Raw genomic sequence first — 20,465 nt, 5'->3', positions numbered from 1 at the left:
ACACCCAGGTTAGAGGTGGACCGAAGGTGTCCGTTAGTCTGCGCGGATGAGCAAGCCACAGATCCGCCGCGCCCACGACGAGAAGGACCGTGCGGCCGTCTTCGTCATCCGGGGAGCGGTGTTCGTCGCCGAGCAGAAGGTGCCCATCGATGAGGAATGGGACGAGCGCGACGCCACCGCCGCCTTCCTCCTGGCCCTGGACGAGGGGGTCCCGGTCGGCACCGTCCGCCTGGTGGACCAGGGCGCGGGCGTGGGGCTCCTGGGCCGCATGGCGGTGCTGCCCGAGGGGCGGGGACGCGGGATCGGCGCGGCGCTGGTGCGCGCCGCGGAGGACCTGGGGCGCGAGCTGGGGCTGGAGCGGGTGGAGCTGCACGCGCAGACCCACGCGCTGGGCTTCTACGAGCGGCTGGGGTACACCGCCCACGGTGAGGAGTTCCTCGACGCGAACATCCCGCACCGGCACATGGAACACGTTCTGACCTGAGCGGATCCTCCCGAATGTGTCCCCCGTCTCCGTGACGTGTGACGGGGGGCGCATGTCGCCCCTCGCGCCCACCGGAATACGACCGAGTACGATTCGGTTTTGACGTGGGCCGGGCCACGGTACGGGCCGGCGACGACGAACACCGACCCGACGAGGAACACATGACGGTCAACACGCAACCGACCACCGAGACGCCCGACCCCCGGGCCTTCGGCCTTCCCCTGGTCGAGGGCGGTTCCCTCCCCGCCGAGCTGCACTCCCTGGTCTCCAGCGTCCACGACCTCATCGACGCCGTCGGCAACACCCGGGCCGACACCGAGACCCTGGCCGAGGCCGCCGCCACCGTCCGAGGGCTCACGGACCGCCTCGACGTCGACCGGCGCCAGGTGGGCACCATGGTCACCCGAGACCTCGGCGACGGCACCACCGAGATCGGCACCATCACCAACATCGTCGCCGGCGACACCAACCCGGCCGCGCCCCGACTCGCCCTCATGCGCACCCCCGAGGGGATGCGTGCCGAGGTCACCCTCAACACCATCTACCAGGGGCCTCCCGGGCTGGTCCACGGCGGGTGGATCGCGGCCATGCTCGACCAGGCCGTCGGCAGCGTCTCCTCGGTGGAGACCAGCCCCGGCCTGACCGCCAGACTGGAGATCGACTACCGCCGCCCCACCCCGCTGTTCACCCCGCTGGAGATCACCTCCTGGGTGGAGCGGACCGAGGGCCGCAAGGTCTACGTGGCCGGTCGTATCCGCGCCCACGGCCAGGTCACCGCCGAGGGCAAGGCGCTCATGATCCGGGTCGAGGTCCCCGAGTAGGGGAGCACCCCGCATGTCGAGGCCGTGTCCGCTCCGGGCGCGGCCTCTCGCCGTTGTAGTAGCATCGCACCCATGACCCACCGCGCTTTCGTGTTTAGGCCGCCGACGGACCCGTCGGCCGCTCACACCTGAGCGAGAACGGGAACGTCGGCTATCGGAGCATTCGGGCACACGCCCGGTGCTCCTTCGTCTTTTCGGGCGGCCGACGCCCCGAACACGTTTCCCGCCGGGACGTACGGTCGCGCCGCATCCGCGTACGCAACCACCCCCGGAAAGGGACATCGTGCACGACCGTCACCACGCCACCGGCACAGAGAACGTCGACGAGCGCATCCGCGACCTGCGCGGCCGCATCGACCTGATGGACGCCGAGCTCGCCGAGCTCCTCGAACGTCGGGCGCTGGTCGCGGCCCAGGTCCAGCGGCTCAAGCCGGTGGGCTACTTCGCCGGACGCGACATGACGCGTGAGCGCGAACTCGTCGAGCGCATGGCCGAGCGGGCTCCCCGGCTGGGGGCCGAACACCTGGCCACCATCATGGACAGCGTCATCGGTGCCGGACTGGCCGTCGCCCAAGAGGAGGCGGCCGGCCGAGACCGACCCCGGTCCGGAACGAGCGGCCCCGGCCGGCGCACCGGCCGACCGGGGGAACGTCCCTAGGGACGCGCCACGTCCACCCAGACCAGACGGTGGTCGGAGCTGGGGAAGGGATAGTCGCCGGTCAGGCGGAACAGCGGGTCGTCCACGGTCGGCCAGAACACCCCCGAACCCCGGGCGGGGAGCGAACGGGAGGGCAGCACGTAGTCCACCCGCAGGTTGCCCGGCCCCGGCTCGTCGTTGAAGTCCGCGCTGTCCAGCCCGGGGTCCCCGACGTGGTCCTCGTTGGCGCCGCCCTGGCGCTGCGCCGCCCCGCGGCCGCCCTGGCCGGAGGGCCGGACGTCCACCACGGCCCGGTGGTCCAGCAGCCGGGTGACGGCCTCGGGGTGCCCGTCACCGTCGTTGGGGTCGGCGTTGAGGTCGCCGGCGATCACGAAGGGCGCCCCGGGGGCGAGTCCGCCGCGCACCCCCTCGTCGTCGTAGATGTAACCGCTGTCGCGTCGGGTGACGTAGTCGGCCCAGAAACGGATCTCGTCGTGGTTGCGGGCCACATTGCGCCGCTCGGGGCCGTCGAAGGTCGGGGGAGTGGGGTGGGAGGCCAACAGATGTACCGGCCGCCCGCGACCGGTGTCGATGGGCACGTCCCAGTGGCTCTTGGAGGACAGCCGCAGGACCTCCAGGGCCTCCTCCGAGTAGTACGACCCGCCGGTCTCGGGATCGGTGGGCAGTAGCGCGTCCGGCATGTCGGCCCAGCGGAAGGTCTGGAAGGTGCGCACCTCGTCGGTGACGATCGGGTACTTCGAGAGCACGGCCATCCCGTACTGGCCGGGGAAGAGCCCGTACCCGAAGGCGTCCTCCGCGTACTCGGGGCTCCCCGGCTCGGTCACGACGGCTCCATCGCCGTTCAGGTCGACCCCCGAGGCCACGCCCGTGTTGACCGGCGCGCTGTACACGTACGGGTAGTCGATCGGGTCGGCCCCGTTCTGCCCCACGGACAGGTAGTTGTCCTGGAAGAGACTCAGTCCCCGGCCCTCGTCGTCGTGGTCGAACTCGTTCACCAGCAGCACGTCGGGACGGACGTGCTGGATGATCTCGGCGATGTTGCGGGCCTGCTCGCTGTCGGGCGTGGCCAGCTCCTCCGCCAGCATGCCCTCCTCCGGGCGCTCCAGGGCGGTGTTGAAGGTGGCGAAACGTACCTCGCGCTCTCCCGGAGGCTCGGGCACGGACGAGGAGGCCGAGGCCGGCACGGGGGAGGCCACCAGGGCGGAGGCGGCGAGAACGAGAGTGGCGGTGGAGGCCACTCGACGGGTTCTGACGGACACGGGGATCCTCTCGGAAGGGCGATCTCACGATGATGGTCGCGACGCGACCGGCGGGAGATTAGCAGCTCGGTGGGAAGCGTCGGTGACGTGGAGGTGGTCTCCGGACGTCGAAGAGGAACCCGGGCCCCTGCCGGACGGCGTGGAGTCGCTCCCACGCCCACGACCCGCGGGCCGGGGGAACATCACGTCCTCCGGAAGGGGCCCGTTCGTCCACAGGCGGCCGCGAACGTCATGGGAAAGTCGTAGGCTCGTGGGACACCATCCGTCCTACAAGTCTTTCCGGGAGCACTCCACCCATGGCCGACTCCTTCGCTCATCTGCACGTCCATACCGAGTACTCGATGCTGGACGGGGCGGCGAAGTTGAAGCCCCTGTTCTCCGAGGCCGCGCGGTTGGAGATGCCGGCGGTGGCCATGACCGACCACGGCAACATGTTCGGCGCCTACGAGTTCTACCAGCAGTCCAAGGGCTCGGGGGTCAAGCCGATCATCGGGATCGAGGCCTACGTGGCCCCCGAGTCCCGGTTCCACAAGAAGCGGGTGTTCTGGGGGCGGGCCAGCGGGTCGGACGACGCCTCGGCCGAGGGCGGCAAGGACATCTCCGGTGGCGGCCGCTACCTGCACATGACGATGTTGGCGCAGAACGAGACGGGTCTGCGCAACCTGTTCAAGATGTCGTCCCTGGCCTCCATCGAGGGCTACTACATGAAGCCCCGGATGGACCTGGACCTGATGGCGGAGAACAGCGAGGGCATCATCGTCTCCACGGGCTGCCCCTCGGGGGGTGTGCAGACCCGGTTGCGGCTGGGCCAGGAGAAGGAGGCCATCGACTACGCCGCGAAGCTGCAGGACATCTTCGGCAAGGAGAACGTGTTCCTGGAGCTGATGGACCACGGGGTCTCCATCGAGAAGGAGGTCCGCGACGGTCTGCTCAAGGTGGGGCGGGCGCTGGACATCCCGCCGTTGGTGACCAACGACTCGCACTACGTGTACGAGTCGCAGGCCTCGGCGCACGACGCCCTCCTGGCGGTCGGGGTCGGCAAGAACCTGGACGATCCGACCCGGTTCCGGTTCAACGGCTCGGGCTACTACCTCAAGACGCCGGACGAGATGCGCGGGATCCTGAACTTCGACGAGTGGGCTCAGGGGTGCAGGAACACCCTGCTGATCGCCGAACGCATCGAACCCGACGCCTACGAGGGCGTGTTCGCCGAACGCGACCTCATGCCGACCTTCCCCGTCCCCGAGGGCGAGACCCAGTCCTCCTGGCTGGCCAAGGAGGTCGAGCGGCTGCTCAAGGGGCGTTACCCGGACGGGGTGAGCGACGACGTCCGTAAGCGCGTCGACTTCGAGCTGGGCATCATCAACGAGATGGGGTTCCCGGCGTACTTCCTGGTGGTCTCCGACATCTGCCAGTACGCGCGCAAGGCGGGGATCGCGCTGGGCCCGGGGCGTGGTTCGGCGGCCGGTTCGATGATCGCCTACGTGCTGGGCATCACCGACCTGGACCCGTTGGAGCACGGTCTGCTGTTCGAGCGGTTCCTCAACCCCGAACGTGTGACCATGCCCGATATCGACCTGGACTTCGACGAGCGTCGGCGCGGGGAGATGATCGACTACGTCACCCGCCTGTACGGCGAGGAGCGGGTCGCGCAGATCCTGACCTTCGGCACCATCAAGGCCAAGGCCGCGGTCAAGGACTCCACCCGGATCCTGGGCATGCCCTACTCGGTGGGCGACCAGATCACCAAGGCGTTCCCGGCCGCGGTGGGCGGCAAGGAGATCCCGCTGGACGCGGTGTTCAACACCGAGCACGAGCGCTACAGCGAGACCATCGAGCTGCGCAACCTGGTGGAGAACGACCCCCAGGTGAACAAGGTCATGGAGACCGCCCGGGGTATCGAGGGTCTGACCCGGGGCACGGGTGTGCACGCGGCGGGCGTGATCCTGTCCAAGGAACCCCTGCTCGACGTCATCCCGCTGCACAAGCGCGACACCGACGGCGCCATCATCACCGGCTTCCCCTTCCCTCAGTGCGAGGACATGGGTCTGCTGAAGATGGACTTCCTGGGCCTGCGCAACCTCACGATCATGGACGACGCGGTCAAGTCCATCAAGGAGTCCGAGGGGATCGACATCGATCTGGGGCAGCTGCCCCTGGACGACAAGAAGACCTACGAACTCCTCTCCCGTGGCGACACCCTCGGCGTCTTCCAGCTCGACGGTGGCGCGATGCGCAACCTGCTCAAGCGGATGGAGCCGAAGAAGTTCGGTGACATCGCGGCCGTGCTGTCCCTGTACCGACCCGGTCCGATGGCGGCCAACGCCCACAACGACTACGCCGACCGGTCGAACGGGCGCCAGGAGATCACCCCCATCCACCCGGAGCTCAAGGACGCCCTGGAGCCGATCCTGGGGGAGACCTTCCACCTGCTCGTCTACCAGGAGCAGATCATGGCCATTGCCCAGCAGCTGGCCGGTTACAGCCTGGGCGGCGCCGACCTGATGCGTCGCGCGATGGGTAAGAAGAAGAAGGAGGCCCTGGAGGCGGAGGAGGCCAAGTTCTTCCCCGGCGCGGCCGAGCGCGGCTTCTCCAAGGAGGCCACCCAGGCCCTGTGGGACGTCATGCTGCCCTTCGCAGGCTACGCGTTCAACAAGTCGCACGCCGCCGGGTACGCGCTGGTCTCCTACTGGACCGCCTACCTCAAGGCCAACTATCCCGCGGCCTACATGGCCGCGTTGTTGACCTCGGTCAGTGACGACAAGGACAAGATGGCGGTCTACCTGGCCGAGTGCCGGGCCCAGCACATCAAGGTCCTGCCCCCCGACGTCAACGAATCCGGTCTGCGCTTCACCCCGGTCGGTTCCGACATCCGCTTCGGTATGGGCGCGGTCCGCAACGTGGGCGCCAACGTGGTCAACTCGATCATCAAGACCCGGACCGAGAAGGGCAAGTTCACCTCCTTCACCGACTTCCTGTCCAAGATCGAGCTGGCGGCCTGTAACAAGCGGGTGATCGAATCGCTGATCAAGGCGGGCGGTTTCGACTCCCTGGGCCAGCCCCGGCGGGAGCTGTACCGCCACCACGAGATGGCGGTGGACGGCATGATCAGCTCCAAGAAGCAGGAGGCCCACGGTCAGTTCGACCTGTTCGGGGGCGGGGACGACGGCGACTCCACCCCCATCGGGCTGGACATCCAGTGGGGCGACGAGGAGTGGGATCGCAAGACCAAGCTCGCCTTCGAACGCGAGATGTTGGGTCTGTACGTGTCCAGCCACCCGCTGGCCGGCGCCGAACGGGTGCTGGCCCGTTCCCGGGACGTCCCGATCGCCAAGATCATGGCCGGGGACCTGGCCCGCGAGCGCGGGGAGGTGCGGATCGCGGGGCTGATCTCCAAGGTCGACAAGCGCACCAACAAGGCCGGCAACCAGTGGGCGATCGCCACGGTGGAGGACCTGGACTCCAGCATGGAGGTGCTGTTCTTCCCCAAGACGTATCCGCTGTACGTGGAGGCGTTGCTGGAGGACACCGCGGTCACGGTCAAGGGCCGGCTCAACGACCGTGACGGCACATACTCGATGTTCGCCTCGGAGATGTCGATCCTGGACATCTCCCACATCACCGAGGGCGAACCCCCGGTGCTGCTCACCGTCGACGAGAAGCGGCTCACCCCGGAGCTCATCGGTGATCTGCGTCAGGTGTTGAGCACGCACAAGGGGGAGACCCCGGTGCGGATCCGGGTGGACAACCCGGTGCGTTCGCGTGTCTACGCGGTCGAGCGCTACTCGGTGCGGATCTCCCCGGAGTTCAACGGTGAGGTGAAGAGCCTGCTGGGGGCGTACTCGGTCGACTACTGACCTTCGAGGTCCCGGTAGGGACGCTCCGGCCAGGGCCCTCGTGTGCGGTGTCGCACACGGGGGCCTTTTTCGTGCCGCCCTCTTGCCAGAAGATAGTTAGCGATATATCTTTGAGCTATCGAGACAGTGAACGACTGTCTTGGAATATCTACAGAGAAGAGAACGACATGACAGCCATGGCACTTCCCGGCCCCTGGTCCTGGGGCGGACGACGTTCGGAACGACGCTTCGACCGCTTCATCCCGGGTCGGGACCGACACGACGCCCACACCGCCTCGGACGAGGCATGGATCGACGGGCACCACGGCCCCCACGAGCACCGGGCGGAGGTTCCGGAGCCGCCCCGGCCACCGCATCCTCCGCACCCTCCGTGGGGCAGGGGCCCCGGTGGACCGTTCGGACCCGGAGGCCCCATGGGGCCCGGTGGCCCCTTCGGGCCGGGCGCGCCCTTCGGCCCCGGTGGTTCCTTCGGTCCCGGGGGTTTCCCCGGACATGAGGGGGGACACGGCCGCCGGCGCGGTGGCCCTCGAGCTCGACGGGGCGACGTGCGCACCGGCATCCTCCTGCTCCTGGCGGAGGAGCCGCGCAGCGGATACGAGATCATCCGCGAAGGCCGCGAGCGCAGCGGCGGGGCCTGGCGCCCCAGCTCCGGTTCGGTCTACCCGATGCTCCAGCAGCTGGAGGACGAGGGCCTGATCGAGCAGGTCGCGGGTGAGGGGCGCCGTCGCCCCTACCGGCTCACCGACGAGGGCCGGGCCTACCTGGAGGAACAGGGAGAGGGGCTCACCCCGCCCTGGGAGGCGGGGGCCGACGCTTACGCCGACACCCGGTCGTACTACGAGGAGATCGGCGGCCTGGCCTACCAGCTCGCCGCGGCCGCCTCCCAGGTCGCCCAGGCGGGCACCCCGGAGCAGGTGGAGCGGGCCAAGCGTCTGCTGAACGAGACCCGACGCAACCTCTACCTGATCCTCGCCGAGGAGGAGGACGTCGAAGGCGACGACCCCGACGCGGAACGGGAGGGCTGAGGTCTCACACGGGCTCTTCGCGGGCCCATCGACGAAGGGGTCCGGGACGGTGGATCACCGCCCCGGACCCCTTCGTCGCGTAGCGGTGGCGGGCCTCGAATCCCTAGAGGCCGGTGCGACCGTCGGCGAGCTCTCGGAGCAGGTCCAGATGACCGTTGTGCCGGGCGGTCTCCTCGATCATGTGCGTGATCACCCAGCGCAGGGTGGTGCGTCCTTCCTGAAGGACACGGCGTGAGGAGTTGCCCAGCTCCAGGTGGGAGGTGATCTCCCGCGAGCGGGCGCACTGCTCCTCGTACTCCGCCAACAGTTCGCCGAGGGGGCGTCGGGCTCCGACCCGGAACTCTCCGTCGGGGTCCCGCTCCGAGTACGGGGCCTCGTCCGGCTGGTTGAGCATCACCACCTCGAACCAGAAGGCCTCCACCCAGCGCAGATGGGACACGATCCCGCCGATGGTGGTCATCGGGGAGGTCGGGATCGGAGCGGCCGAGGCGAGTTCCGGGTCCAACCCCGCGCACTTGGCGTGCACCGTGGCGCGATGCCGGTCCAACCAGGCCAGCAGCATCGTCCGTTCGTCGGCGGCCATGGGAGGATCGACACGCTTGAGAAGGGGCACGGGATCGCTCTCGTCGTACATGCGGGTATTGTCCTTCGGGTCGTGTCCGGTATCCACTGGTTTTCGGCAGGTCCGGGCGGAGGGGAGTACACAGGGTGAAGGCGGAGCGCGCCCGCGCGGGTGCTTCGGGGGTGGCACGCGCCCTGATCGTGGCGGCGTGCGTGTTCGGGGCCGTGGCCCTGCTCGGCGCACTGCTGGGGCCCCTCTGGTGGTGGCTGGCGCCCCGCCCCGAGGTGACCGCGCTGGGGGAGGGGGAGATCTTCCCCGGTACCTCCGAGGAGGCCTTCGCGGGAGAGGGCTACTTCGTCGTCATCACCGCGGTGGCCGGGATGATCACCGGCTACCTCTGCTACATGGCCCAGTTCACCCTGGCCGACAGGCGCCTCCAGGACCTGCGCCTGCCTCTGCTCCTGGTGAGCGCCGTGGCGGCCGCCGTGGCCGCGATCCTGGTCTGGCGGATCGGGGTCGCCCTCGACGCACCCGCTCGGGAGATCGTCCTGACCGCCGACCCCGGCGACACCGTCATGGGCGCGCTTCGGCTCCAGGCCACCGCCTTCCTGGTGGTGTGGCCCTTCGTCCACGTCCTTCAATACGGTCTGCTCGACGGCGTCAGCCTGTTGCGCTCCGACCAGCCCGGTGTCCCCGAACCCGAGCCGGCCCCGACCGCCGCTCCGGAACCCGACCCGGGGGAACGGCGGGACTGAGGGCGGTCAAGAACGTCGCGGCGCCTTCTCGTACAACCCGTCGAGCAGGTCGGCGTACTTCTCCTCCACCGCTCGGCGGCGCATCTTCAGACTCGGCGTGATCTCCCCGCCCTCCACGGTCAGCCCGTTCGGCAGGATCGCGAAGTCCTTGATCGTCTCGTGGCGGGGCAGCCCCTTGTTGAGCTCGTCGACGGCCTCCTGGACCATGCGCCTGACCTTCGGCTCCCTGGTCAGCCCGACGTAGTTCAGCGCGCCCAGACCGTTGTTCTCCGCCCACTCCTCGATCGCTTCGGGATCCAGGGCGACCAGGCCCACGCAGTAGGGGCGCCGATCGCCGTGCACGACCAGGTTGCTCGCGTACGGGCACAGGGCCTTGAAACGGTTCTCGATGCTCTGCGGCGCCACGTACTTGCCACCGGAGGTCTTGATCAGCTCCTTCTTGCGGTCGGTGATCCGCAGGTGGCCGTCCTCCAGGGTGCCGATGTCACCGGTCGCGAACCAGCCGTCCTCGGTGAGCACGGCCTCGGTGGCGCCGGACAGGTTGTGGTATCCGCGCATCACCCCGCCACCGCGCAACAGCACCTCGCCGTCCTCCGCGATCTTGACCTCGGTGCCGGGAAGCGGCAGCCCGACGCTGCCGAAACGCGCCTCGCCCGGACGGTTGAGGAAGGAACCGGCGGAGGTCTCGGTCAGCCCGTAGCCCTCCAGGATGGTGATCCCGGCACCGGAGAAGAACCGGCCGATCTCCGGGGCCAGAGGGGCGCTACCGGAGACGAGGAAGCGCAGCCGGTCGCCGAAGCGGGCGCGCAGTCGGGAGAACACGAGTCGGTCGGCGATCCGATGCCGGGCGGCGAGCAGGCCGGTCGGCTCCTCGCCCTTCTCTCGGAGCCGCGCCACCCGGTCTCCCACGTCCGCGGCCCAACGGAAGATCCGGTACTTGGTCTCGCCGCCCTCCCGGGCCTGGGTGACGACCTTGGCGTACACCTTCTCGAAGATGCGAGGGGCGGCGGCCATGAAGGTCGGCCGCACGATGGACAGGTTGTCGACGATGCGGTCCACCCGTCCGTCCACGGCGGTGACGAACCCCAGACGCAACTGGCTCATCTGCATCACCTTGCCGAAGGCGTGGGCCAAGGGCAGCCACAGGAACTGCACGTCGTCGCCGGTGAGCAGCCCCCGCCCCTGAGCGCGCAGCTCCTCGTCCAGGGTCTGGAGCGCCTGGGCCTCGTACAGCCAGTTCGCGTGGTCCAGCCGCACGCCCTTGGGGCGGCCGGTGGTGCCCGAGGTGTAGATCAGGGTGGCCAGGTGTTCGGGGCGGACCGCGGCGACCAGCTCGTCGAACAGCTCCGGGTCCTCGGCGTGCCGACGTGCGCCCAGGGCCTCCAGTTCGTCCAGACCCATGACCCAGTCGTCGTCTCCCCCCGCCGCGCCTTCGAAGGCGATCACCCTGGACAGGCCGGGCATGGCGCCGCGCTGTTCGCGCAGTTTGGCGACCTGTTCGTCGTCCTCGGCGAAGGCCAGCATGCTCCCGGAGTCGGACACGATGTAGGCGAAGTCGGGCGGGGTGGAGGAGGGGTAGATCGTGGTGGAGGCGCCGCCCGCGCACAGGATCGCCAGGTCGGCGAGGATCCATTCGATCCGGGTGTTGGAGGCGATGGCGCATCGGGCCTGGGAGGTCAGGCCGAGGGAGTGCAGCCCCAGGGCCAGGTCGCGCACACGGTCGCGCGCCTGGTTCCAGGTCAGGGTCCGCCAGGTCTCGGGGCCGCCGTCGGGGGAGGGGACGGGGTGGGTGAACGCCTCCCGCGTGCCGGATTCGGCGACGCGGGAGGCGAACATGTCGGGGATGGATCGGTAGGGGGATGAGGTGTCGGGCATGTCACAAAGCTACCCCCGGGTAGGGGGGTGGGCAACAGTCCGTGGGCGACTGTGCGCAGGTCCACCGCCCCTTGTGCGACACGGCTTCGACCCTCGTGGTGGGGCTCACCCGACGCTCGCGCTCAGGCCTCAGGGAGCGGCGATGGGAGCGGTGACCGCCTCGGTCAGCGCGATCAGGTCCGCGGGCGCCAGTTCCATCTGGAGCCCCCGCCGTCCGGCGGAGACGTAGACCGAGACCAGCGAGGTGACCGACGAGTCGATGACGGTGCGCAGCCTCTTGCGCTGCCCCAGGGGGCTGATGCCTCCGCGGACGTACCCGGTGATCTTCTCGGCACGGGCCGGATCGGCCATGGTCGCCTTCTTGCCGCCGACCGCGGCGGCCAGTGCCTTGAGGTCGAGGGAGCCGGCGACCGGCACCACCCCGACGGTGAACACACCGTCCACCTCGGCGACCAGGGTCTTGAACACCCGATGGCGCGGCACTCCCAGAGCGTCCGCGGCGTCGGCCCCGTAGGAGTGCCCGTCGCTCTCCTCGGGCGCCTCATAGGGGTGCAGGGTGTAGGTGGTCTTGGTCCGACCCGCGGCCACGGTAGCGGGCGTGGCTTTTCCACTCATGGGTCACCTCGGCTTTCCACATAGGGATCTAGTTGAAGGAGACGCCGTTGTCGAGGAAGGGACCCGCGGGGAGGTTGGGCAGGGTGGGGGCGGTCACGATGCGATTCTCCCTGCGGAGGAAACGAGCCGCCACCGCCAGCCGGGTCGCGGCGTCCTCGGCCTCCAACAGGCGTTGTTTCTCGGCGGGATCCAGCACGATCGAGGCCGCCACCGTGTGTGACAGGGCCACCGGATCCCGGGGCAGGTCGCGCGAGGTCTCCGGAGCCATACCGATCTCCGACAAGCGGCCACGGTACACCTCATAGAGGTCGCGCACCCGTTCGGCGTGCTCCTCGGCGTCCGGCCCCATGGCCTCGGGGAGCAGCGTCACCGAGGCGCTGGAGTACTCGTCCGGGGAGGAGGCGTCGACCTCCGGCAGGTCGTCGATCCGGAACCGTGTACCGCCCTCGACGACCAGGTCGTAGCGCCCGTCCTCGTAGGTGCGCACGTCGCGGACGACCGCGGTGCAGCCGACGGGGCTCACCAGCGGCAGGGTCGGACGGCCTCCGCCCCCCGCGGTGCCGGGCACCCCGCTATCGGTGCCGCCGGCGCCCTGCCCCGACTCGCTCGCCACCTCGTGACCGAGTTCGATCCACACCGTTCCGAAACGCACGGGTCCGCGTTCGCGTCCGCCGACCTCGCCACCGGCCAGGGTCGGGCCGAGCAGCTCCGAGACCAGCCTCCGGTACCGGTGCTCGAAGACGTGCAGCGGGATGGTCATCCCCGGGAACAACACGGTGTTCAGCGGGAAGATCGGCAGGGCCTCAGGCATGGTCCCAGTATGCCGCCGGTTCGAGGTCCGAAGAGTCCCGGCGTTGTCGGAACGGTGTGTCGCGCCCCTCTCCCCGGGTCCCGGCGCGGACACGACGAGGCCCCGCCCGGGTTCGGGCGGGGCCTCGGGGCACGAGGGGCATCGGTCGTCAGGAGACGGACGGGCCGGCGGTCCCGGGCGTGTTCTGACCGCCCTCGGTCTCACTGGGCATGTCGCGGGCCACGAAGGTCTCCACGTCGAAGAGGTTGCCGTTCGAACGGTCGACGACGTTGAGCAGAGTCGACATCTTGGCGACCTCCTCGACCTGCTCCTGGATGAACCACTGGAGGAACTGTTCCCCGGTGTAGTCCTCCTCGTCGCGGGCGACCTTGGCCAGACGCTGGAACTGGTCGCTCACCTGACGTTCCTGACGCAGCGCCAGCGCGACCAGATCACGGGTGGCGGAGAAATCGGTCTCGATCTCGTCCACGCCGGGAAGGGCGAACGACACGTCGTTGTCGAGCAGGTACCGCACGATCATCATCGCGTGGTCGCGCTCTTCGAGGGACTGCTCGTAGAAGACCCTGGCCAGCTGGGGCAGGTCCTGGTCGTCGAACCAGGCGGCGATCGCCACGTACTGGTGCGAGGCGGTGAACTCGTGCCGCACCTGGTCGACGAGGAGACGGTGGAACTTGGAAAGGTTGCTATCGCCGGTCTTGGTGGAAGTCATGTCACCAATATAGACCATCGAATGGCATTTGCGAAACGTCAGAAAAGGCGTGTGAATTTGTTAGGCAAGCCTTTCAAAAGCTTCATTAGGTAAGGTGATCCAAAGTAAGGGGAAGCTTATTGGCGAAGCGTTCGGGACTTTTGTCGCGCGATGCTCGCCACGACCTCGGTCGCGGGGTTCGCGCCGGTCGGAGCGGTGTGGTGTCCATCATTCGGACTCCACCGGCCCCGATCCGGCCCAGGGCCCCTAGACTGGGGCCGTGATCAGTCGAATCGACCTCCGAGGTTCCCAGGACGACCCGCGCGACTCCCTTCCGCGCGCCGAAATCGATGTGGCGGACGCCACCGAACGCGTCCGTCCCATCTGTGATGACGTACGCCATCGCGGAACCGAGGCCCTGATCGAACTCACCGAGCGCTTCGACGGTGTGCGGCTCACCGACATCCGCGTCCCCAAGGACGCCCTCGACCGCGCCCTCACCGAACTCGACCCCCGGGTGCGCGCCGCCCTGGAGGAGTCCATCCGGCGCGCCCGCAAGGTCCACTCCGCCCAACGGCGTGAGGACCACACCACCCGCGTGGTGCCCGGCGGCACCGTCACCGAGAAGTGGATCCCGGTCGACCGGGTCGGCCTCTACGTGCCGGGCGGACGGGCCGTCTACCCCTCCAGCGTCATCATGAACGTCGTCCCCGCCCAAGAGGCGGGCGTGTCCTCCCTGGCGGTCACCTCACCGCCCCAGAAGGACTTCGGCGGCTTGCCCCACCCGACGATCCTCGCCGCCTGCGCCCTGCTCGGCGTCGAGGAGGTCTACGCGGTCGGCGGAGCCCAGGCCGTGGCGATGTTCGCCCACGGCACCGAGGACTGCCCGCGCGCGGACATGGTCACCGGCCCCGGGAACATCTGGGTCGCCGCCGCCAAGCGCCTGCTCAAGGGCATCATCGGTATCGACGCCGAGGCCGGCCCCACCGAGATCGCGGTTCTGGCCGACCACACCGCCGACCCCGACCACGTCGCCGCCGACCTCATCAGTCAGGCCGAGCACGACGTCGTCGCCGCCTCCGTCCTGGTGACCCCGGACGAGGCCCTGGCCGACGCGGTCACCGAACGTCTCGCCGTGCGCGCCGCCGCCACCCGGCACAGCGAGCGTGTCCTGGAGGCCCTGGCGGGTCCCCAGTCCGGCATCGTCCTGGTCGACGACCTCGAACAGGGCCTGGCCGTCGTCAACGCCTACGCCGCGGAACACCTGGAGGTCATCACCGACCAGGCGTCCGTGTGGGCCGACCGGGTGCGCAACGCCGGGGCGATCTTCGTCGGGCCGCACTCCCCGGTCTCGCTCGGCGACTACGCCGCCGGCTCCAACCACGTCCTCCCCACGGGGGGCTGCGCCTGCCACAGCGGCGGGCTGAGCGTGCAGACCTTCCTGCGCGGGGTGCACGTCGTCGAATACGACCGCGACGCGCTGGCCGACGTCGCCCACCATGTCATCACCCTGGCCGAGGCCGAGGACCTGCCCGCCCACGGCGAGGCGATCGCCGCCCGGGTCGGGCACGGCGACGACCGGGACTGAGACCGACCACACCCGACGGAGCGGGCGGACCGACCGGAGCTCCCCGACCACCAGAGTCACAGGAGACGTCGGCCGCCCCTCCCACCACCGACCACGAGTGTGAGACCAGTGAGCTTCACCCTGAACGACCTTCCGCTCCGCGACGATCTGCGGGGACGCTCTCCCTACGGTGCCCCCCAGCTGGACGTGCCGGTGGTCCTCAACACCAACGAGAACCCGCACGCCCCCTCGCCGGCCCTGGCCAAGGCCCTGGCCGAGGCGGTCGCCGACACCGCGACCGGGCTCAACCGCTACCCGGACCGGGACGCCCTCCGCCTGCGCGAGGAACTGGCCGCCTACCTCGGCCACGGTCTGACCGCCGCCGGCGTATGGGCGGCCAACGGCTCCAACGAGATCCTCCAGCAGCTGCTCCAGGCCTTCGGCGGCCCCGGTCGCACCGCGATGGGCTTCGAGCCCTCCTACTCCATGCACCCGATCATCTCCAGGGGCACCGGAACCGCGTGGGTCTCGGTGCCGCGCGACGCCGACTTCCGTATCGACGTCGACGCCGCCTTGGAGGCGATCGCCGAACACCGGCCCAGCGTCGTCTTCCTCACCTCGCCCAACAACCCCACCGGGACCGCCCTGGAACTCGCCGACATCGAGCGTGTCGCCCGGGCCGCCCCCGGCGTGGTCGTCGTGGACGAGGCCTACGCCGAGTTCCGGCGGGAGGGCACGCCCAGCGCACTCACCCTGCTCGACGAGCACCCCCGGATCATCGTCTCCCGGACCATGTCCAAGGCCTTCGCCCTGGCCGGAGCGCGCGTGGGCTACCTCGCGGCGCACCCCGCCGTGGTCGACGCCCTCCAGCTGGTCCGGCTGCCCTACCACCTGTCGGCCGTCACCCAGACGGTGGCCCTCACCGCGCTCGAATACTCGGGCGAGCTGCTCGGAGCCGTCGCCGACCTGCGCCGCGAACGCGACTCGCTCGTCGACTGGCTGCGCTCGGAGGGCTTCTCGGTCGCCGACTCCGACGCCAACTTCGTCCTCTTCGGAGAGTTCGAGGACCGCAACCTGGTCTGGCGTCGGATGCTCGACCGGCAGGTCCTCATCCGCGAGGTCGGTCCGCCCGGCTGGCTGCGCGTCACCGTCGGCACACCGGAGGAGATGGTCGCCTTCCGCGACGCCCTCCTGAAGGCCACCGGCCGCTGACCCGCCCCTTCCACGTCCCACCGTTCTCCTCGAAAGAGATCATCATGAGCCGCACCGGGCGCGTCGAACGCGCAACCAAGGAAACCAAGGTCCTGGTCGAGGTCGACCTGGACGGCACCGGGATCGCCGACGTCTCCACCGGCGTGGGCTTCTTCGACCACATGCTCGACCAGCTCGCCAAGCACGGCCTGTTCGACCTGACCGTGCGCACCGAGGGCGACCTGCACATCGACTCGCACCACACCATGGAGGACACCGCCCTGGCCCTGGGCGCCGCCTTCCGCGAGGCGCTCGGCGACCGCGCCGGCATCCGCCGCTTCGCCGACGCGAAGGTGCCCCTGGACGAGGCGCTGGCCGAGGTCACCGTCGACGTCTCCGGCCGTCCCTACCTTGTGCACACCGAGCCCGAGGGCATGGCCCCGGTGATCGGTCGCGACTACGACACCACCATGACCCGGCACATCTTCGAGTCCTTCGTGGCCCAGGCGCGCGTGGCCCTGCACATCCACGTGCCCTACGGCCGCAACGCCCACCACATCGTCGAGGCCCAGTTCAAGGCCTTCGCCCGGGCCCTGCGCGTGGCCACCGAGAAGGACCCGAGGGTCACCGGCGTCCCCTCCACCAAGGGCGTCCTGTAGATGGACACCGACCTCTGGGGACTGCTCCTCATCGTCTTCGGCGGCTTCCTCGCGGGCGGTGTCTACGTGCTGTGGAACAAGAACCGCCTGATCGCCGTCGCCCTGGCCGGATGTGTCGTGCTCGCCGTGGTTTCCGGCGCGCTGCGGCTCGGCTACCTCTAGAAAGGCACCCTCGATGTCCTCACGCGTGGTGGTCCTCGACTACGGATCGGGCAACCTGCGTTCGGCCCAGCGCGCCATGGAACGCACCGGCGCCGACGTCACCGTCACCTCCGACCCGCGCGTCGCCCTGGAGGCCGACGGGCTCGTCGTCCCCGGGGTGGGCGCCTTCAGCGCCTGCATGGCCAGCCTCAAGGCCGCGGGCGGAGACCGCGTCATCGGTCGCCGTGTGGCCGGAGGCCGGCCGGTCCTCGGGATCTGCGTGGGAATGCAGGTCCTCTTCGACCGGGGTGTCGAGCAGGCCGACGTCCATTCCGAGGATCGGGCCACGGAGGGCTGTGGAGAGTGGCCCGGCACGGTCGAGCGGCTCCGCGCCCCCGTGGTGCCCCACATGGGCTGGAACACCGTCACACCGCCCGAGGGCACGCGGCTGTTCGCCGACGTCGACCCCGAGGAGCGCTTCTACTTCGTGCACTCCTACGCGGTACGTCACTGGGAGTTCGTCGCCTCCAGCGAGCGGATCCCGGCACCCCGGGTGACCTGGGCCGAACACGGCGAGCCCTTCGTGGCCGCCGTGGAGAACGGCCCGCTGAGCGCCACCCAGTTCCACCCGGAGAAGTCGGGCGACGCCGGGGCGCGGGTCCTGGCCAACTGGGTCGCCACCCTGTGACGACGCCGGTCGGGGCCACCCGCCCACCGGCCCGTGTTCGGGACCCCGAACACGAGAGCACCTCCATCCAGTACCGAACCGAGCACGAGAAGGCATGATGACCGGCGAGCACACTCCGTCGACCCCCGCACTCGAACTGCTGCCGGCCGTGGACGTCGCGGGCGGACAGGCCGTCCAGCTCGTCCAGGGCAAGGCGGGTACCGGCGGGCGGTACGGCGACCCCTTCAAGGCCGCCGAGGCCTGGCAGAACGCCGGCGCCGAGTGGGTCCACCTCGTGGACCTGGACGCCGCCTTCGGGCGCGGCGAGAATCGCGAACTGTTGCGCGACATCGTGGGCCGTCTCGACATCAAGGTCGAGATGTCCGGCGGGATCCGTGACGACGAGTCCCTGAAGGCCGCCCTGGACACCGGCTGCGCCCGGGTGAACATCGGCACCGCGGCCCTGGAGAACCCGGAGTGGTGCGCCCGGATCATCGCGGACCACGGGGACAGGATCGCCATCGGTCTGGACGTCCGTGGCACCACCCTGGCGGCCCGGGGCTGGACGCGCGACGGCGGCGACCTCTTCCAGACCCTGGAGCGTCTGGAGGCCGAGGGCTGCGCCCGTTACGTCGTCACCGACGTCAACAAGGACGGCACCCTCAAGGGCCCCAACCTGGACCTGCTGCGCACCGTGTGCGAGCACACCGACAAGCCGGTGGTGGCCAGCGGCGGCGTGTCGAGCCTCGCCGACCTGGAGGCCCTGTCCACCCTGGTCCCGGTCGGTGTGGAGGGCGCCATCATGGGCACCGCGCTGTACGAGGGCGCCTTCACCCTGGAGGACGCCCTGGCCCTGGTGAAGGGCGGTCGGCGGTGAGCCTGGCCATCCGGGTCATCCCCTGCCTGGACGTGGACGACGGCCGGGTCGTCAAGGGCGTCAACTTCGAGAACCTGCGCGACGCCGGGGATCCCGTGGAACTGGCGGGCACCTATGACGCGGGCGGCGCCGACGAGCTGACCTTCCTGGACGTGACCGCCTCCAGCGGGGACCGGGAGACCACCTACGACGTCGTGCGTCGCACCGCCGACCAGGTGTTCATCCCGTTGACCGTCGGCGGCGGGGTGCGTTCCACCGAGGACGTGGACCGACTCCTGCGCGCCGGCGCCGACAAGGTGGGGGTCAACACCGCGGCCATCGCGCGGCCGGAGCTGATCGAGGAGATCGCCGAGCGCTTCGGTCGGCAGGTCCTGGTGCTCTCCGCCGACGTGCGTCGGGTCCGTGAGGGCGACGCCCCCACGCCCAGCGGTTTCGAGGTCACCACGCACGGCGGCCGTCGCGGAACCGGGCTCGACGCCCTCGAGTGGTGCGAGCGTGCGGCCGAGCTGGGAGCGGGGGAGATCCTCCTCAACTCCATGGACGCCGACGGCACCAAGGCCGGGTTCGACCTGGAACTGATCAGGGGGGTCCGGGCCCGTGTGGACGTGCCCCTGATCGCCTCGGGCGGAGCCGGGGCCGTGGAGCACTTCGTTCCCGCCGTCGAGGCCGGGGCCGACGCGCTGCTGGCGGCGACCGTCTTCCACTTCGGCGAGTTCACCATCGCCGACGTGAAACGGAGCCTGCGCGAGGCCGGACACCCGGTTCGTTAGGTGAAGAGGTGAAGGGGCCGGGTCGGAGACGAGCCGGCCCCTTCTGGTGACCTGGTGGCCTTGTGGGGGGACGAATCATCCCAGGTCAGGGCAGTTCTAAAGCGAAGATAAACGCGGAGGGTGATTGTCGCGTGGCGCAGGGTCGTCTTTCTTGTGCTCCGTGTGAGCATGCTGTCGTCTCAGTCACTCGACAGGGGAGTCAGAACCCATCATGCCCGAGCAGCTCACCAGTGGAATCGCTCGTCGCGTCGCGTCCCTGGCCACGGCGGGGGCCTTCGCCCTCGGCAGCGTGGTCATGCTCGCCCCGCCCGCGGCCGCGGACGACTACGAGCGGACCCCGGTGGAGATCATCAGCCAGATCGAGGCGAGGTCATGGCCTCAGTACTCGGTCGGTAACCCCGGCCCGAACGTCGACGTCCAGGCCGCCCTGCTCTTCCTCAACGGCCTCGGTTACATCACCCAGAACCCGGGCTGCCTCTACAACGACCGGGCCGAATCGACGGTTCGGAACTTCGAACGTCGTGAGGGGATCACCGTCAACGGTGTCCTGGACTCGACCACCTGGGTGAAGATCCGGAACATGCACTTCCCGACGGAGGCCGACGCCTACAAGCGCGGTGACCGCGGTTGGGGCGTCCTCGCCGTCAAGGTGCTGCTGAACTCCAAGTACAACGCGGGCCTCTCGCTCCACGAGTACTACGACGCCGCCACCGAGAACGCGGTCAGGAACGCCCAGCGCAGTCTCGGCATCGGTGTCGACGGCGCGTTCGGTCGCCTGACCTACAAGGGCACCATCACCGCCCCGGGCGGTAGCACGTGCCAGAACCTGCCGCGGATCGCCCAGGACGAGCGGCCCGCCGCGGACGCCGAGTCCGAGGCCGTCGAGCGTCCGGTTCGGGAGGGTGCTCCGGAGGCCGCGCAGAAGCCGGCCGAGGTGGTCGCCCCCGAGGAGGCCGTGCGCGAAACGGTCGAGGAGGAGGCTCCGGAGGTCGCGGAGAAGTCCGTCGAGGCTCCGGCCGGTGAGGCCGAGCGGGTGCGCGGTTACTAGCCGGTCCGCCGTCTTTCCGTAGTTCTCGACGCACGAGGCCCGGGTCCCCGTGAGGGCGGCCCGGGCCTTCGCCGTTCCGACCGTCCGGACGTGACCGAAAGTTACACATGCGTGGCGCTGGGTTAACTCCCTCGT

Annotated in this window: 20 protein-coding genes; 14 read left to right on the top strand and 6 right to left on the bottom strand. The window is 69.6% G+C overall.

What is annotated here, in order from left to right; translation table 11 throughout:
* The first annotated feature begins 46 nt into the window (after positions 1–46).
* The 3 genes from TR33_RS01635 to TR33_RS01625 all read left to right on the top strand — a co-directional run bounded on the left by TR33_RS01635 (position 47) and on the right by TR33_RS01625 (position 1,963).
* The gene (locus TR33_RS01635; RefSeq protein WP_014911672.1) at positions 47–484 is read left to right on the top strand and encodes a GNAT family N-acetyltransferase; all 438 of its coding nucleotides are present in this window, start codon (positions 47–49) and stop codon (positions 482–484) included.
* A 161-nt stretch (positions 485–645) separates the two neighbouring features.
* A complete protein-coding gene (locus TR33_RS01630; RefSeq protein WP_026124917.1) occupies positions 646–1,305 on the top strand; it encodes a PaaI family thioesterase in 660 nt (219 codons plus the stop codon).
* A 283-nt stretch (positions 1,306–1,588) separates the two neighbouring features.
* Positions 1,589–1,963, top strand: a complete 375-nt coding sequence (locus tag TR33_RS01625) for a chorismate mutase (protein WP_014911112.1) — start codon at positions 1,589–1,591, stop codon at positions 1,961–1,963.
* Here the strand turns inward: TR33_RS01625 and TR33_RS01620 are convergent.
* Positions 1,960–3,201, bottom strand: coding sequence for an endonuclease/exonuclease/phosphatase family protein (locus tag TR33_RS01620; protein ID WP_042280991.1), 1,242 nt, complete (start codon positions 3,199–3,201; stop codon positions 1,960–1,962). The two genes, TR33_RS01625 and TR33_RS01620, sit on opposite strands and share 4 nt — an antisense overlap.
* Positions 3,202–3,518: 317 nt before the next feature.
* On the opposite strand from TR33_RS01620, the gene dnaE reads away from it, so the two are divergent.
* Complete coding sequence (gene dnaE, locus TR33_RS01615) at positions 3,519–7,079, top strand: DNA polymerase III subunit alpha (protein ID WP_042280990.1); 3,561 nt, start codon at positions 3,519–3,521, stop codon at positions 7,077–7,079.
* A gap of 167 nt (positions 7,080–7,246) precedes the next feature.
* Positions 7,247–8,104 (top strand): PadR family transcriptional regulator, encoded by an 858-nt coding sequence (locus TR33_RS01610; protein WP_036567872.1) that lies wholly within the window; start codon positions 7,247–7,249, stop codon positions 8,102–8,104.
* Positions 8,105–8,207: 103 nt separating this feature from the next.
* Here the strand turns inward: TR33_RS01610 and TR33_RS01605 are convergent, their stop codons facing one another.
* Positions 8,208–8,738: a DinB family protein gene (locus tag TR33_RS01605; protein WP_017534072.1), complete on the bottom strand. Its 531-nt coding sequence runs from the start codon at positions 8,736–8,738 to the stop codon at positions 8,208–8,210.
* A 74-nt stretch (positions 8,739–8,812) separates the two neighbouring features.
* Here TR33_RS01605 and TR33_RS01600 point away from each other — a divergent pair, with 74 nt between their 5' ends.
* A complete protein-coding gene (locus tag TR33_RS01600) occupies positions 8,813–9,421 on the top strand; it encodes a hypothetical protein (RefSeq protein ID WP_017534071.1) in 609 nt (202 codons plus the stop codon).
* Between the two features lie 6 nt (positions 9,422–9,427).
* On the opposite strand, the gene TR33_RS01595 is transcribed toward TR33_RS01600, so the two are convergent.
* The 4 genes from TR33_RS01595 to TR33_RS01580 all read right to left on the bottom strand — a co-directional run bounded on the left by TR33_RS01595 (position 9,428) and on the right by TR33_RS01580 (position 13,431).
* Positions 9,428–11,296 (bottom strand): AMP-dependent synthetase/ligase, encoded by a 1,869-nt coding sequence (locus TR33_RS01595; RefSeq protein ID WP_017534070.1) that lies wholly within the window; start codon positions 11,294–11,296, stop codon positions 9,428–9,430.
* Positions 11,297–11,425: 129 nt separating this feature from the next.
* A complete protein-coding gene (gene ybaK / locus TR33_RS01590; protein WP_234305722.1) occupies positions 11,426–11,911 on the bottom strand; it encodes a Cys-tRNA(Pro) deacylase in 486 nt (161 codons plus the stop codon).
* 28 nt (positions 11,912–11,939) lie between these two features.
* The gene (locus TR33_RS01585; protein WP_017534068.1) at positions 11,940–12,722 is read right to left on the bottom strand and encodes an LON peptidase substrate-binding domain-containing protein; all 783 of its coding nucleotides are present in this window, start codon (positions 12,720–12,722) and stop codon (positions 11,940–11,942) included.
* Between the two features lie 148 nt (positions 12,723–12,870).
* A complete protein-coding gene (locus TR33_RS01580; protein WP_042280988.1) occupies positions 12,871–13,431 on the bottom strand; it encodes a ferritin in 561 nt (186 codons plus the stop codon).
* Positions 13,432–13,690: 259 nt separating this feature from the next.
* Here TR33_RS01580 and hisD point away from each other — a divergent pair, with 259 nt between their 5' ends.
* From hisD to TR33_RS01540, 8 genes are all read left to right on the top strand, one after another.
* Positions 13,691–14,998, top strand: a complete 1,308-nt coding sequence (gene hisD / locus TR33_RS01575) for a histidinol dehydrogenase (RefSeq protein WP_108914097.1) — start codon at positions 13,691–13,693, stop codon at positions 14,996–14,998.
* Between the two features lie 108 nt (positions 14,999–15,106).
* Entirely contained in the window at positions 15,107–16,189 is a 1,083-nt protein-coding gene (locus tag TR33_RS01570) for a histidinol-phosphate transaminase (protein ID WP_014912049.1), read from the top strand.
* A 44-nt stretch (positions 16,190–16,233) separates the two neighbouring features.
* A complete protein-coding gene (gene hisB, locus TR33_RS01565) occupies positions 16,234–16,827 on the top strand; it encodes an imidazoleglycerol-phosphate dehydratase HisB (RefSeq protein WP_014913322.1) in 594 nt (197 codons plus the stop codon).
* A complete protein-coding gene (locus tag TR33_RS26830; protein WP_014911839.1) occupies positions 16,828–16,989 on the top strand; it encodes a CG2302 family histidine operon protein in 162 nt (53 codons plus the stop codon). It abuts the gene before it with no gap.
* Between the two features lie 13 nt (positions 16,990–17,002).
* A complete protein-coding gene (hisH, locus tag TR33_RS01555; RefSeq protein ID WP_017534065.1) occupies positions 17,003–17,656 on the top strand; it encodes an imidazole glycerol phosphate synthase subunit HisH in 654 nt (217 codons plus the stop codon).
* Positions 17,657–17,753: 97 nt separating this feature from the next.
* Positions 17,754–18,512 carry a bifunctional 1-(5-phosphoribosyl)-5-((5-phosphoribosylamino)methylideneamino)imidazole-4-carboxamide isomerase/phosphoribosylanthranilate isomerase PriA gene (gene priA, locus TR33_RS01550; RefSeq protein ID WP_042281276.1) on the top strand — a complete coding sequence of 253 codons (759 nt, stop codon included), beginning with the start codon at positions 17,754–17,756 and terminating at the stop codon, positions 18,510–18,512.
* On the top strand, positions 18,509–19,282 hold the full coding sequence (gene hisF / locus TR33_RS01545; protein WP_014909828.1) for an imidazole glycerol phosphate synthase subunit HisF: 774 nt from the start codon (positions 18,509–18,511) through the stop codon (positions 19,280–19,282). The genes priA and hisF overlap by 4 nt, the downstream gene beginning before the upstream one ends.
* Positions 19,283–19,493: 211 nt before the next feature.
* Positions 19,494–20,330: a peptidoglycan-binding domain-containing protein gene (locus tag TR33_RS01540; protein WP_042280986.1), complete on the top strand. Its 837-nt coding sequence runs from the start codon at positions 19,494–19,496 to the stop codon at positions 20,328–20,330.
* Positions 20,331–20,465 lie beyond the last annotated feature (135 nt).

The sequence above is a fragment of the Nocardiopsis alba genome, assembly GCF_000710955.1.
Taxonomy (GTDB): Bacteria; Actinomycetota; Actinomycetes; order Streptosporangiales; family Streptosporangiaceae; genus Nocardiopsis; species Nocardiopsis alba.
The sequence above is the reverse complement of the archived record's forward strand: the minus strand, read 5'-3'. Positions and strand labels throughout refer to the sequence as shown.